Origin of the sequence: Sphingomonas turrisvirgatae (assembly GCF_001721295.1) — a bacterium.
Lineage (GTDB): Bacteria > Pseudomonadota > Alphaproteobacteria > Sphingomonadales > Sphingomonadaceae > Sphingomonas > Sphingomonas turrisvirgatae.
In genome coordinates this window covers 25,088-38,694 of record NZ_MDDS01000029.1, presented here as the reverse complement: position 1 = coordinate 38,694, position 13,607 = coordinate 25,088, and the positions used below count along the sequence as shown (strand labels likewise).

Here is a 13,607-nt window from a genome sequence, read left to right as displayed (position 1 = left end):
TATACGTTGGAGACGCATGTGCATGCGGACCACGTCACATCGGCCTGCTATCTGCGCAGCCTGACCGGCTCCAAGATCGCCTATCCCGCCATGGACGGCCTTCCCTGTGCTGACGTGGGCGTCGCCGAGGACCAGCCTTTAAGCGTTGGCGCGCTCAAGCTTCAGCCGCTGTTTACGCCGGGGCACACCGATGCCCACCATACCTATCTGGTTGACCAGCCTGATGGCCTTCGCGCCTTCACCGGCGACGCCCTGCTAATCGACGGCTGTGGGCGGACCGATTTCCAGAACGGTGACGCTGCCACGCTCTATCACTCGGTCACGCAAAAGATTTTCACGCTGCCGGGGGATGGTCTGATCTTCCCGGCTCACGACTACAATCATCGCCACATCACGACAGTGGCGCAGGAGCGCGAGCGGAACCCTCGCCTTGCGGGCAAGACCGTCCAGGAATTCGTCGCAATCATGGACGCTCTCGATCTTCCCTACCCAAAGAAGATCGACGTTGCCGTTCCGGCAAACAAGCTTTGCGGCGATTGCCCGACAGACCTTCCGGAAGTGCTACGCCAGATCGGCGGCAAGTCCGAGCAGGGCTGAGCGATCCGATACAGGTTCATTTACAGGAGAAAGCCGATGCCAACACGTACCTCGAAACAGCTGGTTTCTGAAGCGAATGCCCTTGTCGAAACGATCGCGCCTGAGGATGCCGCCAAGCTGGTCGGCAATCCCGAGGTCCGGTTCGTTGACATCCGTGAGCCAGGGGAAGTCGCGAAATCGGGCCTGGTGGCTGGTGCGGTACATGTCCCGCGCGGCCTTCTGGAATTCCAGGTCGATCCTGAAAGCCCCACCCACAATGTCAAACTCGCCGCCGGATCGCGGTTGGTGCTCTATTGTGGGTCCGGCGCCCGCTCAGCGCTTGCCGCAAAATCACTCAAGGAGATGGGCGTGGAAAATGTCGCCCACGTGCCCGGCGGGTTCGCGGCGCTCAAGGATGCCGGCGCTTCAATCGCACTGGAGTGATCCCATGACGCGCTCTAGCACCCATCCTCGCTGGCAGGGTACAATCCTTGGATAGCCATATCGCATTCGCCAGCCTCGGATTGAGCCCTATTGCCATCTCCATAGGCCCGCTCGACATCCGCTGGTACTCGCTCGCCTATATCGCCGGCATCATGACCGGATGGTGGTATCTGCTGCGGCTTCTGGCCAAACCCGCAGCCCCGATGAACCGCGCGCAAGCTGACGATCTCGTGTTCTACGCGACATTGGGCGTCATCCTGGGCGGCCGGCTCGGCTATGTGATCTTTTACAGTCCCGAGATGATCCTTCACCCCCTGCAAATCCTCAAGCTGTGGGATGGCGGCATGTCGTTCCACGGGGGTGCAGCCGGCGTCTCGCTCGCGCTGATCCTGTTCGCGCGACGACACGGCCTCGAATGGCTGCGGGTCCATGATTATGTCGCCTGCACCGTGCCGATTGGCCTGTTCTTCGGTCGTCTCGCCAATTTCGTGAATGGCGAGCTTTGGGGAAAGCCCACCGATGCGCCCTGGGCGATTGTGTTCCCCGGAAGTCGCGATGGCCTCGCGCGTCACCCGAGCCAGCTCTACGAGGCCGGGCTGGAAGGGCTGGTCTTGTTTGCCGTGCTCGCGTGCCTTTTCTGGTTTACCAACGCCCGACGCCGCCCTGGCATGCTCGTCGGCGTGTTCCTTCTCGGCTATGGGCTCGCTCGCTTCACTGTCGAATTCTTCCGAGAGCCCGATGCCCACCTTGTCGGCTTCGCAGCCAGAACAGGGCTTCACATGGGTCAGTGGCTCACGGTGCCTATGATAGCGGCAGGTATCTATCTGATAGTCGCAGCTTGGCGCCGGCTCGCGCAACCAGCAGGACAAATCAGCGATCCCCATTGATGCGCTTTATGCCCGTGTCTCTCCAAGGTGAGCCCGCAATGGATGCCAAAAACGATTTGCAGCGAATAGGAACTACCGGTCGCTATCCTGGTGCTCCTCAAGGTCTAGCGCCAACTTTGATCGTGCATCGCACCGTCTCGTGCGTTCGGGCTGCGGCCTTGCTGCACCCTTCGATCGCTTCGCGGTTGGCCGTCACGATCCTGTCGCCGGCGACGATCGCGCTAAACGCGGTCGGGCTGGCGCTCTGCATCATGCGCTGCCCTGCTTCCCAACGGGGCATGCCAAGTGTCCGCGCCGCCATGCGCTCGGGCCATTGCCAGCTCGCCGGCGCGATCTCGCGCGCGACGAGGCCAGGCAGGATCGTCCATGCGAGGATGCCGATCGCAACGCCGCCCAAGCCGAACCATAGCTGCCGGTTCTTCTGGTCGACCCGCGTCCATGCCGACCCGGCGATGGCGCGAAGCTCCGCCATGACGCGGGCCTTGTCCTCGCCTGCCTTGGCGAGCGCCGCCTGATCCTCACGCCGGGCGGCATTGCCCGCCGCGGCGATCCGCTGCGCCATCTGCTCGGGCGTCATCGCCATTACCGGGGCTGCGGCAAGCATCTTGCCGATATGGTCGAGCCGCCCGGTCGCGCCCTCCATGCCCTGCTGCAGATATCCCAAGGTCTCCGAATAGTCCGGTACGTCGATCGCGGCGCGCTCGGCCGCCAAGCCCTCGACGGCACGGCGTAGCAATGCCAGCTCGCGGTCCTGGCCTTCTATCACGGCGCGCAACCGGTCGAATGCCTCGGCCGGATCGCCGCCTTCCTGAATATCGTCGTCCATCGTCACCCTACCGGCTCATGCCATGATCGCGGTCGCGGCCAATCGTCACCGACTGCGCCAGCTCGTTTGCGATCGATCGACCGCGCTCCATTTTCAGTTCCAGTTCGGGCGCGCGACGGTGCAACGCGGATTCAAGCTGCGGGTCGCGTTGTAGCCCGCCCGCGATGCTCTCCATGCGCTTTCCGAGCCGTTCCGCACCGGCATGGTCGCCGGCACGCTCCATGCTGGCCCGCGCCTCCTTCATGCCCTGCCACTGCTCCACGAACCTACCCGCGCGTTTCTCCGGGTCGGTGCGGACCTGGCGCTCCACCTCCATCGCCTTCGCCGCGCCGCCCGTGTTGCCCTCGGCCGCGTCTCGCGCGAGCCGGGGGTTGCGCTCGATTGCGCTGGCAAGGTCGCGCGCGCCATGCGGCCGCACCTGGTCGAGCGCGTCGCCGGCCTTCGCCAGCGCCTGCTCCTGGTGCGCCAGCACCGGCAATCCCTTGTCCTTCATCCGGCCTATATCGGCTGCGGCGCGTCCATAGCGTTCGATCGCGCGGGCCTGCGAGGGTGCCAGCGGCCGATCGGCCGCGAAACGCTCGGGCGACGTCGCCCTCTCGGTCGCCGGCTTCGGCCGGAACCCCGCGAACATGCCCTTGGCCTTGTCGCGAACCTTCTCCACCACCTGGCGTGCGAGTTCCGGGAACCGGATCTCGCGCCGATCGGCGAACGCCCGCGCCTGATCCTGCTCGGGCCGGGCATAGTCGCCGGCCATGTCCTTGCCCCGGTCGCGCGACAGGGCGCGGACGAGCTGGCGCTGGTCGGCGAAGTCGTCGCGGCCATAGTGAAGCTGCACGTCGTCGCGGTGCCGCGACAGGCCGACATAGGCGCTGTGCCGGTCCATCCCGGGGGTAGCGAGGACATGGGCGCGATCGACCGTCACCCCCTGCGATTTGTGGAACGTCGCCGCATAGCCATGATCGACATGAGCATAGTCCTTGGAATCGAACGCGACCCCGCGCCCGTCATCGAGGCGCACTGCCATGCCCTCGGGCGATACCCGCTCGATCGTCGCCAGCGTGCCGTTCTTCACCCCCATGCCGCGTTCGTTGCGAAGGAACATGATGCGGTCGCCGGTCGCGAACTGGCGTGCGCCTCGATCGGCGCTGAACGTCACGTCGCTGCCAAGGTCGCCGGTCGCGCGAAGTCGGCCGCGCGCCTCCTCGTTCAGCTCGCGAACCTCGGCGTTGGTATGGGTGAGGATGATCCGGGTCTTGCCCGGCTCGGCCTGGCGCGCGCGATCCCAACCGTCCACCAGCTCGCTCCGCGCCTGCTCGCGCGTGTCGGCCGCGTGAACCATGCCCTTGCCGTCATAGGCATGGATCGCCTCGCCGGTACGCCCCGTCGCCAGCGCGCGCGTGGCATCGCGCTGCCAGTCCTCGCGCTGCCGCCTGATCTCGGTGATCTCGGCCGCGCCGTGCCGCTCGGTGACGCTGCGGAAAGCCGCGCCCGCCTCGATCGCCTGCAACTGTTCGGGGTCGCCTACCATAACCACCTTGGCCCCGGCATCGCGGGCCTGGCTCAACACCCGCTCCATCTGGCGGGAGCCGATCATGCCGGCCTCGTCCACCACCAGCACGTCCTTGGGGCCTAACTGCTCGCGGCCCTGCCCCCATGCGTGTTCAAGGCTGGCGATGGTGCGGGACTGGATGCCCGACCCGCCCTCAAGGTTCTCGGCCGCGATGCCCGACAGTGCCGCGCCGCGGACGGTGTAGCCCGCCCGCTCCCATCCATCGCGCGCCACCCCCAACATGGCCGATTTGCCGGTGCCGGCGTAGCCGATCACATTGGCGATGCCGCTCGGCCCCACTATATGCTCCAATGCGGCCCGCTGCTCTTCCCCGAGCACGAGTCCTTCACTCCCGGCGCGCGTGATCGCCCCCTCGATCACCCGCGCCCGGAGACCATGTCCTCCCCTGCCCGCCAGCTCGTCGCCGGCACGCTCAAGCCGGTTCTCCACCGCAATCATGTCGCGCGACGTGAACCGTTCCTGGTCACGTCCATCCTTCCCCAACGCGACCAGCTCGGGCGATCGCCGAACCGCTCCCATCACCTGGTCGAACTGATCCTTGCCGTCGCTGTGCCGGAACGCGAACGTCGCAAGGTCGCGGGTGGTGAACGTGGCCTGCTGCCGCGTGATCGCGTCCAGCGCGACATTGGGGTTGGCGATGATCTTCGCGCCGTTCTCGCGGGCGATGCGCGAATGATCTTCGATCCGCTCCGCCTCAAGCCCCTGCTCGGGACGACGCAATGCTGCGGGTCCGATCTTGTGCTGCGGCTCCAGCTCGATGCCCTGCGCCTGATAGCTGCGATGGTCGATCCGACCTTCCAAACCCAGCTCGGCCATGCGCTCGTTGACGTGTGCGCTCCACGCCTCGCGCCAGTCCTTCAATAGCTCGGTTGAGTTCCAGTCGCGGTTCTTATTACCGAACCCCTCCGGCCCCACATCGCGCATCGCCAGCATGACATGCGCGTGCGGCTTGGGACTGCCGTCCTTCGACTTGTCCCAGTGCACGTTGAGGTCTGCGACCATCCCGCGATCGACAAACTGCTTCTTCACGAAATCGCGGGCGAGCTGGACGCCCTGCTTCTCACTCATCTCGCGTGGAATCGAGAACTCCACCTCGCGGGCAAGCTGCGCGTCCTTGCGCTTCTCGCCGGCCTCCACCTCGTTCCACAGCGTGGTGCGATCGTTTAAACGCTCCGGTGCGCCCTCTGGCAACATAACCTCGGAGTGGATCACGCCCGCCTTGTTGCTAAAATCGTGATCGCGGTTCAGCCGATCGTCGTGCAGCTCGGATGCGGAACGATAGGCGGCACTCGCGACGGCGCTCGATCCGTTCGCGCGGCTCACAATCTTAGCGGAGAAATGGTAGATCGCCATGACGCTCCACACACTGCCTCACTTAGCGCACGTCGGCAACGACGTATAAGCGCGCACTCACACTCTCTGCCGTTCCTGTGATTGACTTCGCCGCATTTTTCATTGTGCCCGGTTCTCCCGTGCATGTGCTGTGCTACGCTCGGGCCTTCGTTCATGGGCGCGAGGGAGAAGATATGCGTAAGGTGCGGGACTATGATGCGGAGCTGAAAGCGCTCGGCGACAAGGCCAGGGCTGTGAAGGCGAAGAAGGTCCAGCAGCTCGGCGAACTCGTCACGTCCACCGGGGCCGATGCGCTCGATCTCGATACACTCGCCGGCGCGCTGCTCCACATCGTCGCAGAATCGGAAGTGGCCGAGAACCGGGAGGCGTGGCGCTCCGATGGCGCTGCCTTCTTTCAGCGGCGTGGGCGCAAGGCTGGTAAAGGCAATGCAGACAACAGCCAGGGCGCAGGCGAAACTCCAACAGGCGGTTCGCAGAGCTGAGGCCGGACAGCGGCGCACCGATACGAGAGGATGGGTTGTGCAGCGACGCGAACGCACCCGCCACCTGATCGAGCTGGGCGGCCTGGTCCAGAAAGCCGGCCTGGTCGATCTCGCCGACGACGATCGCGCCACCCTTTATGGTGCGATGCTCGAACTGGCCGCACGCGCCCAAGGTGATGACGCCGGCGATGTGCTGGCGCTCTGGAAGCGGCGCGGCAAGCGCGCGTTCGACGCGGAAGCGGAAGGGAGTGAAACACCATGAACAGGCTCGATGTCGAAGCCATCCGCGCCCAGGTCCGCGCGCTCGATTTCGTGCGCGGCACGCCGGCGGAAATGGCGACGTGGTGCGAGGACGATGCGGACTCGCGCGCCAACCTCGCGATCGAGGGCATGACGCTCGACGCGCAAGAGGAGGCCCTGTTCGACATGCTGCGCGACGAAGGGGTGCCCCCTCCCCTCGCCACCCGCATCGTCCTCAAGCTGCTCGATCATCCCGACGCCGATCCCGCACTGGCGATCACGCCCGCACCGATCGCGACGGATAGGTGATCGCGATGGAGTGGTTCCGCCAGCTCGGCCGCGCGATCCGCAACCTCGCCCGGATGACGCGTCAAAATCCCGTATGGGCCATCACCGCCTTCGTGTTCAGCCCCGTGAAGCTGATCCGTCACCTGATCGGCGTCATAGTCCTGTTGCTCGCCAGCGGCATCGTGCTCGCCGGCGGCGCACAGCTCATCCTCTGGTATTTCGGCCTCCCACGAGATTCGAATGTCTACCAGATGGTGATGATGTTGACGGTGATCGTCATCATCCTCGTGGCGCTGCGCGCGCTATTTCAGCCGTTGATCCTGCGCTACGGCGGCCCTGACAGCGATGAGACCCACGGCTCGGCCCGCTTCGCCACCGATCGCGAAGCCCGCCCTCTCGCCCGCGATGACGGCCTACTGATCGGCCGCGACCGCAAGTCGGGCAAGCTGCTGCGTTATGCGGGACCGGCCCATCTGCTGACGATCGCGCCGACGCGCACCGGCAAGGGCGTGGGGACGATCATTCCCAATCTGCTCGACTATCCCGGCTCGGTCATCTGCATCGATCCCAAGGGCGAAAATGCCCGTATCACCGCCCGCCATCGCGCTCGCTTCGGCCCGGTCCATGTCCTAGATCCGTTCGGGGTGACGGGCATCGGCGCGGCCGCGTTCAACCCGCTCGATCGCATCGACCCTGGCGGCCTCGATCTCGCCGACGACTGCATGACACTCGCCGACGCACTGGTCTATGACGCCCCCGGCGAGGCTGGCGAGGCGCATTGGAACGAGGAAGCCAAGGCGCTGATCTCGGGGCTCATCCTGTCGATCGTCACGAGCGAGCCGGCCCCAACACGGACCCTCGCCACGCTACGCGACCGCCTCACCCTCGCGCCCGCCGCCTTTACCGCTCAGCTCGAAGCGATGCAGGCGCAAGGCGGCCTCGCCGCGCGCGCCGCCAACCGTCACCTCGGCAAGTCCGACCGCGAAGCCGCCGGCGTGCTGTCGGCCGCGCAGCGCCATACCCATTTTCTGGACAGCCCGCGCATGACGGCGGTGCTGGGAACATCGGATTTCAGCTTCGCCGATGTGAAGACGCGCGCCATCACCGTCTACCTGGTGCTGCCACCCGATCGGCTCGCCACCTATGCTCGCTGGCTGCGCCTGATGCTCGCGCAAGGATTGACCGATCTGGCCCGCGCGCCGGCATCGGCGACAAGGCCCGTGCTGTTCCTGCTCGATGAGTTCGCCGCGCTTGGCCGCTTGGAGCCCGTCGAGCGCGCGATGGGGCTGATGGCCGGTTACGGCATCCAGCTCTGGCCGATCTTGCAGGACGTGCACCAACTCCGCGCGCTCTACGAGCGCCGTGCCGGCACCTTCCTGTCGAACGCCGGCGTGTTGCAGGTGTTCGGGGTCAACGATCATGACAGCGCCAAGCTCGTCTCCGATCTGCTCGGCCAGGAAACGGTCGTGTTCGAGACGATGAGCCGCGCGATCGACGCGGAGGAAACCGGCATATCGTTCGGCGCGCAGCATGTCGGCCGGCCTCTGCTCACCCCTGATGAGGTCCGCGCGTTGCCGGGGGAATTGGAATTGCTGTTCCTCGCCGGGCAGCGCCCAATCGTCGCCGCCAAGCTGCGCTACTATGCTGATCGCGAGTTTGCGGGTCGCTACGATCCGGCCTGAATCACACCGTGGAAGCACGATCTCGCGAGCCGGAAGGTGGGTCCGCCGCGTTTCACAGGCACGGCGGACCCGGTGCACCGATTTGACTCGATGAAGCCGCCCCAATTCTAACTGCCTCAATGCTTTTTGGCGACGGTTAGTAATCTGACGAACTGGACATAGGCCTTCGAGGCGGTTCGGTCCGCACAGAGGTCGTAGAACGGCCTGGGGCGGGAGAATGACCTGCGCACCCCTCCAAGCTGCTTTTCAGCCTCCACGCGCCGGATATGGCCTCCAGCGGCCTTTCTGCTCAGCACCCTCGCCTGCAATCTCGCGCCGCCCTCACCGTCTGGCTTTCCTGAAAAGCCATTTCGACGGTTGGGTTAGATGCTGTGTTTGAGGTTTTTCGCTGACCCTACACATTCATCAAACGCGTCGGCCGACCAGGCCGATACATCATGGGGGATGCCGGGTGGGAGGATCGCATAGCGATCCGGGGCGGCCGTAGGCCGCGAGCCGGCGGGGGCGAAGCCCCCAAGAGGCGGCGCTGCTCCGTTAGAGATTCTGTTAAATATGAATCGTTAAGAAGGTTAAGCCTGAAAAACAGCCTGAATCGTTGTTTTAGGTCAACAGCTTAGCGATTGCCCCGATGTGTGAAACCCCGTGATTCGATGTGTGAAACCCCGAAGGCCCGATGGGTGAAACCCCGAAGCCTCGATGTGTGAAACCCCGGCGATCGGAGTCACTTATCCACAGGCGCGCGGTGCTTTCGGGTGCAAACCGGCTCTCCGAGTCGCCCCATAGGATTCTCCATCGCCCCGCCCGATTCCGGCCGATGTGTGAAACCCCGATAGTTAGGCCCGCTGGCCGCGTGCGAGGCGGTCCATGAGAGCGTCCACCTCATGGGTGCGCCGGCGCTCGGCCTCGGCGCGCTCGCGGCGCTCGCGATCGGCCTCTAGTTTGGCGTGCAGCTCGGCCGCCTCGGCTGCGCCGCGCAGCTCGAACAGGACCGCCGAGGCCCCCCCTCCCGTCTTGGTCATAGACAGGGTATATTCGGGGAGCTGGTCGGCCTCGATGAGCTTGCGGAGCATCCGGTTGAACTCGCCCACCGTGGAATCGCTTCCGGTCTTCTCGCGCAGCAGTTCGACACGGCACGTCCACCCGCCGCGTTGCTGGCCGGCGTGCTTGCGTGCGACCCGGTAAAGCGCTCGCTCAAGGCCGCCGGTCAGCAGAAAATAGTCGGGGTGCATGGTCAACAGCGAGCGTTCGCTGACGATGCCCTCATAGACCCAATTCGAGAGCGTGATCGTCATCCCGCGCGGCTGATCGGTCTCAGGGTCCACCTCAAGGGACCATCCATCCAGCCACCCGAATTGCGCCTCGGTGCGGCGCTTGGGCGCGCGTAGCGAGGTCCGGATCGAAGTCGTCTCAAGCCGCGACAGTGCGGCTTGCAGTTCCTGATAGTCGCGCCCCCCCGTCCCTCTCCGGATGCCCCGCAACAGGTCGTAGGTGGTCGTGGTGAGCGTGCGCGGGAGGTCGTTCACCCCCTGCTCCTTCATCCGGTTGATGACGGATGCGGCCCAAATCAGAATATCGGCGTCCCAGATGGTCGCCATGCCGTAGGCCGGCATGGCTTCGACCTTCACCCAGGCGTCGCCCTGCGGGCTGCGATACTCGATCGGCTTGAGCCGTTTGCGCTTCTGCAACGAGAAGAACGGCCGCTCCATCACCTCCCGCTGATCCTTCAACGGGAGGTCGTTCATAAGCGGGATGAAGAAATCGAACTCCGGGTTCGGGTCGCGCCGCTTGCTCATGGCGCGAACCTAGTGTGCCCTCGCTGGACGAGATACTGGCGCAACAGGCGTTCGGTGATGACGGTAAGGGGCTCGCCTCCCTCCTCTACGCTAAGCTGGCGCAGCGTCCGGTGCATGTCCTCCGGAATGTGGATCAGGACCGGCTTTTTGCCCGGATGGCTGTTCTTGGACTGCGGCTGCGCCTGCGCCGGCGCTTCGCTTCGGCGGCGCGGCCTCGGAGTGGGGCTCGCCGGCGTCGGGCCAGGCTGGGCCAAGGGTGCGGACGCCGGGGCCGCCTCCGGCTCGTCATCGAAGATACCGGCGAGTGCCGAAGCCTTCTTGGGGGATGCCATTATGCCACCTCGCTTATTGGCTTAATCGTATAACCGCTTAGTCGCTTAGCTTCCTCGAACGCGGCGCGCAGCTCGATTGCCGCCTTGCTGTCCGGTTCCGTCTCGGCGGCGGTTTGGCCCAAGGGCGTCGCCTTGTAGAAGTCCTTACGGAAGTGAAGCCGAGTGTCGAAGATGGTCACGCCCTTGGCCGCGAAGCCGGCGCGCGCCTCCTCCCCCTCCCCGCCTTGATGTGGCACCTGGGTCAGGATCACGGCGAACGGCGTTCCGGCCTGTTGCACCTGTTTGACCGTTTGCAGGACCGAATGAACGTCGAGGCCGCGAGGCGCGACGGGGATGATGACGAAATCGGCCTGCTCGGCCGCCAGCATGGCGATGTCTTTGGAGTTCGCCGGCGTGTCGATGATGATGAGGTCCAGCTTGCCGCTGGCACGGCCTCGCGAGACATGCAGGGGCAGACCGGCGACGCTGCTGTCCTTCACCATCACGTCGTCGCTGCCGCGCCGCTCGGACCAATAGAGCGCCGATCCCTGCCGATCGTCGGCGTCCAAGATGACGACGGCGGCCCCGGCGCGTGCCGCCTCGACCGCAAACCCGGTGGCGATCGTCGTTTTAGACTGACCGCCCTTTTGCGCGATGATCGCCCATGTCTGCATGATCGTCTCCTTTAAGCGACTTAGCGACTAATACAGCTTAATCTATAAATCGCAAACTTGCTTAATCGCTTAGTCGATTAGTCGATTAGTCGCTTAGCCTGTGGCGTCTTCATCCTCTGGATTGTCCAGCGGGTCGTGGCTCATCGGACCGTGCCCCTCGATGGGGCAGAGGGGAGCGCCGGCGGATTCCAGCCATTTGCGCGCGGTCCTCACGGTGTAGCCGCAAGCTTCACACTCACATTTGAGCATCCGCGCGGCTTGTTTCTTCGGAGCCGTCGTCTCGCCGCCGGTGTCGAGCCGGGCATGGGGGAGGGGACCGGCCTGCGCCAAGATCGGCGCAATCGCCGTCAGGAAATCCGGACCGGGGGTGGTGGCGCGCATCGGCCCGACCAGACCTAGCCCGACCGCAACTCGTTTAAACGCTTTCCCGTGCCCAGCGGGGATGCCGACGGCGGCGTGGACCAGCTCGTGCGCGAGGATGGCCGCGATCTGCGCCGGCATGGCGTCGGGATCGTGCGCCAGGTCCGGCCGGATGAAGATTTCAAAATGCCCGTCCGCGCTGCGCCGATTATCCCAGCACTCGCCGATCGCCTTTCCCTTCCGGCCGGTGCTGGTGAAGCCGATCGCGACACGCACGCGGTGGGGGAGGGGAGCGTCCAAGGTCTCAAACAGCGGCCCCATGCCCGCCGCTACCCGATTCAGCCAGCTTTCGCGATTGTCCTGTTCCATCTCACTTGCTCCTTCAAATCGCCTAAAGGGCGATGGCTTCGGCCATCGACCCTGCCTCGTGGCGAACAGCGGGGGACGAGGGGGCAAGGGCGAGCTGGCCGGGTGGTGCGGGCGCAGGGAGCGTAGCGACTGAGCCTCGGCCGGCCTGGTCGCCCTTGCTGGGGGGAGGGGGTCGGAACCCCCTTCACCCGCCTAAGGCGCGTCCGCGCCGTATGACGCAGACGAGATCCGCACAGCGGTTCTCGGCCCGCCAGGAGATCGTCACCGACAGGCCGAGACCGCGTGCGGGCTCGGGGAGCGGAGCGAGTAGAGCCACGGTGCCGCGCAGCGGCAGGCGCTTAGTCGCTTAATCGCGTAGTCGCTTAGCACCAAAACAAGTGCCCTTGAGAATAATGCAGTTTTGCATTACCTTGGCGATGGAGGTCACTATGACGACATTGAGTGTCACAACGCGGGGCCAGGTTACGTTCCGGAAGGACGTGCTGAAGCACCTTGGTATTCAGCCAGGCGACAAGATCAGGCTCGATCTGCTGCCCGATGGACGGGCGGAGCTGAAGGCCGATCGGGGCCAGGGCTCGTGGCGGGAGCTGCAAGGCTTGTTCAAGGGCAAGACAAATGGTGCGCGGCTCTCGATCGAGGAACTGAACGACGCCATTGCCGATGCCGGCGCAGCGGCCGGGATGCGCGGAATCGAGCGCAAGTGAAGGCCAACCTCGATACAAACGTGTTGCTGCGTCTGATTGTGGGAGACGATGAGGCGCAGCAAAAAATGGCGATCGAGACGCTTGAGGCGGCCGAGTTGGTGGCGATCAGCGTCCATGCGTTCTGCGAGTTCGCCTGGGTGCTCGATCGAAGCTACGGCGTGCAACGCACCGATATTTCCGCCGCGATCCGCCACATCCTCGATATGCGCAACGTGGTTGCCAACCGCCCGACGATTGAAGCCGGCCTGGCTGTGCTCGATGCCGGCGGCGACTTCGCGGATGGAGTGATTGCCTTCGACGGCCAATGGCTCGGCGGCGAAACCTTCGTGTCGTTCGATAAGAAGGCCGTAAAACTGCTGGAAGGGCAGGGGACCGATGCCCTGTTACTGAAATAGCCATGAGGGCGATATTCATCCGCCACGGCGAAAGCACGGCCAACACCGGGCTCGCCAGCGTCGATGTGGCGTCGATCGCGCTGACGCAGCGCGGGGAAGGGCAGGCGAGCCGGATCGCGCGGGAATGGCCGGAAGCGCCCTCGCTGATCGTCACATCGCCATTTCAGCGCACCCGGCAAACGGCCGCACCCACCATCGCCCGCTTTCCCGGCGTGGCGGTGGAAACATGGCCGATCGAAGAGTTCACCTATCTACAACCGGCGCGCTGGAACGGCACGGCCGGCGCCGATCGTCGGCCCCATGTCGAACGCTATTGGACGGCGGCCGACCCCGCTTATTGCGACGGGGAAGGGGCGGAGAGCTTCGCCGGCTTCCTCCACCGCGTAGAGGCCACGTTAGCGCGCCTGGCTGCGCTACCGCCTACCTCGCTGGTCTATGTGTTCGGGCATGGGCAGTTCATCCAGGCCGCTCGCGCGGTCGTCACCGGCCCCGATCTGGACGATACGGCGCAAATGCGGACTTTCTGGCGCGATGGCGCTCCCCCTCTCGTCGCCAACGCGCAGCGGGTAGGGTTTCACAGGAAAGAGGGCCGCTGGGAATGTGCGGCGACATTGGAGGGGCCGATCGCCGCCAAGCTCCGGCGCTGATCGCTT

Annotated in this window: 16 protein-coding genes; 10 read left to right on the top strand and 6 right to left on the bottom strand. The window is 65.0% G+C overall.

Going from position 1 to position 13,607, the window contains the following annotated elements:
* The 3 genes from BFL28_RS12000 to lgt form a co-directional block, all read left to right on the top strand.
* On the top strand, nt 1–597 hold a 597-nt coding region (locus BFL28_RS12000), incomplete at its 5' end, for an MBL fold metallo-hydrolase (RefSeq protein WP_069320812.1).
* Between the two features lie 36 nt (nt 598–633).
* Nucleotides 634–1,020 (top strand): rhodanese-like domain-containing protein, encoded by a 387-nt coding sequence (locus BFL28_RS11995; protein WP_069320806.1) that lies wholly within the window; start codon nt 634–636, stop codon nt 1,018–1,020.
* 47 nt (nt 1,021–1,067) lie between these two features.
* The gene (lgt, locus tag BFL28_RS11990; protein WP_079247103.1) at nt 1,068–1,907 is read left to right on the top strand and encodes a prolipoprotein diacylglyceryl transferase; all 840 of its coding nucleotides are present in this window, start codon (nt 1,068–1,070) and stop codon (nt 1,905–1,907) included.
* A gap of 97 nt (nt 1,908–2,004) precedes the next feature.
* Here lgt and BFL28_RS11985 read toward each other — a convergent pair whose 3' ends face one another.
* Together BFL28_RS11985 and traA are read right to left on the bottom strand one after the other, a co-directional pair.
* On the bottom strand, nt 2,005–2,733 hold the full coding sequence (locus BFL28_RS11985; RefSeq protein WP_173655736.1) for a DUF6118 family protein: 729 nt from the start codon (nt 2,731–2,733) through the stop codon (nt 2,005–2,007).
* Between the two features lie 7 nt (nt 2,734–2,740).
* Nucleotides 2,741–5,656 carry a Ti-type conjugative transfer relaxase TraA gene (gene traA, locus BFL28_RS11980; protein ID WP_069320804.1) on the bottom strand — a complete coding sequence of 972 codons (2,916 nt, stop codon included), beginning with the start codon at nt 5,654–5,656 and terminating at the stop codon, nt 2,741–2,743.
* Between the two features lie 173 nt (nt 5,657–5,829).
* Between traA and BFL28_RS11975 the strand changes: the two genes are divergently transcribed.
* From BFL28_RS11975 to BFL28_RS11960, 4 genes are read left to right on the top strand one after another with little or no spacing between them, the layout of a single operon-like run.
* Nucleotides 5,830–6,138, top strand: coding sequence for a conjugal transfer protein TraD (locus BFL28_RS11975; RefSeq protein ID WP_069320803.1), 309 nt, complete (start codon nt 5,830–5,832; stop codon nt 6,136–6,138).
* A gap of 37 nt (nt 6,139–6,175) precedes the next feature.
* Nucleotides 6,176–6,400: a conjugal transfer protein TraD gene (locus BFL28_RS11970; RefSeq protein ID WP_069320802.1), complete on the top strand. Its 225-nt coding sequence runs from the start codon at nt 6,176–6,178 to the stop codon at nt 6,398–6,400.
* The gene (locus BFL28_RS11965) at nt 6,397–6,687 is read left to right on the top strand and encodes a hypothetical protein (RefSeq protein WP_069320801.1); all 291 of its coding nucleotides are present in this window, start codon (nt 6,397–6,399) and stop codon (nt 6,685–6,687) included. The genes BFL28_RS11970 and BFL28_RS11965 overlap by 4 nt, the downstream gene beginning before the upstream one ends.
* 5 nt (nt 6,688–6,692) lie before the next feature.
* The gene (locus BFL28_RS11960; RefSeq protein WP_069320810.1) at nt 6,693–8,348 is read left to right on the top strand and encodes a type IV secretory system conjugative DNA transfer family protein; all 1,656 of its coding nucleotides are present in this window, start codon (nt 6,693–6,695) and stop codon (nt 8,346–8,348) included.
* A gap of 833 nt (nt 8,349–9,181) precedes the next feature.
* Here BFL28_RS11960 and BFL28_RS11955 read toward each other — a convergent pair.
* The 4 genes from BFL28_RS11955 to BFL28_RS11940 all read right to left on the bottom strand — a co-directional run bounded on the left by BFL28_RS11955 (nt 9,182) and on the right by BFL28_RS11940 (nt 11,855).
* Nucleotides 9,182–10,141 carry a replication initiator protein A gene (locus BFL28_RS11955; protein ID WP_069320800.1) on the bottom strand — a complete coding sequence of 320 codons (960 nt, stop codon included), beginning with the start codon at nt 10,139–10,141 and terminating at the stop codon, nt 9,182–9,184.
* A complete protein-coding gene (locus tag BFL28_RS11950; protein WP_069320799.1) occupies nt 10,138–10,473 on the bottom strand; it encodes a hypothetical protein in 336 nt (111 codons plus the stop codon). Before BFL28_RS11950 ends, BFL28_RS11955 begins: the two co-directional genes overlap by 4 nt.
* The gene (locus tag BFL28_RS11945; RefSeq protein ID WP_069320798.1) at nt 10,473–11,126 is read right to left on the bottom strand and encodes a nucleotide-binding protein; all 654 of its coding nucleotides are present in this window, start codon (nt 11,124–11,126) and stop codon (nt 10,473–10,475) included. The genes BFL28_RS11950 and BFL28_RS11945 overlap by 1 nt, the downstream gene beginning before the upstream one ends.
* Nucleotides 11,127–11,219: 93 nt before the next feature.
* Entirely contained in the window at nt 11,220–11,855 is a 636-nt protein-coding gene (locus BFL28_RS11940; RefSeq protein ID WP_069320797.1) for a SprT-like domain-containing protein, read from the bottom strand.
* A 428-nt stretch (nt 11,856–12,283) separates the two neighbouring features.
* Between BFL28_RS11940 and BFL28_RS11935 the strand changes: the two genes are divergently transcribed.
* Genes BFL28_RS11935 through BFL28_RS11925 form a run of 3 tightly spaced genes read left to right on the top strand, consistent with a single transcriptional unit; the run spans nt 12,284 to nt 13,601 of the window.
* Complete coding sequence (locus tag BFL28_RS11935; RefSeq protein WP_069320796.1) at nt 12,284–12,559, top strand: AbrB/MazE/SpoVT family DNA-binding domain-containing protein; 276 nt, start codon at nt 12,284–12,286, stop codon at nt 12,557–12,559.
* Entirely contained in the window at nt 12,556–12,954 is a 399-nt protein-coding gene (locus BFL28_RS11930) for a type II toxin-antitoxin system VapC family toxin (RefSeq protein WP_069320795.1), read from the top strand. Before BFL28_RS11935 ends, BFL28_RS11930 begins: the two co-directional genes overlap by 4 nt.
* Before the next feature lie 2 nt (nt 12,955–12,956).
* A complete protein-coding gene (locus BFL28_RS11925; RefSeq protein ID WP_069320794.1) occupies nt 12,957–13,601 on the top strand; it encodes a histidine phosphatase family protein in 645 nt (214 codons plus the stop codon).
* Nucleotides 13,602–13,607 lie beyond the last annotated feature (6 nt).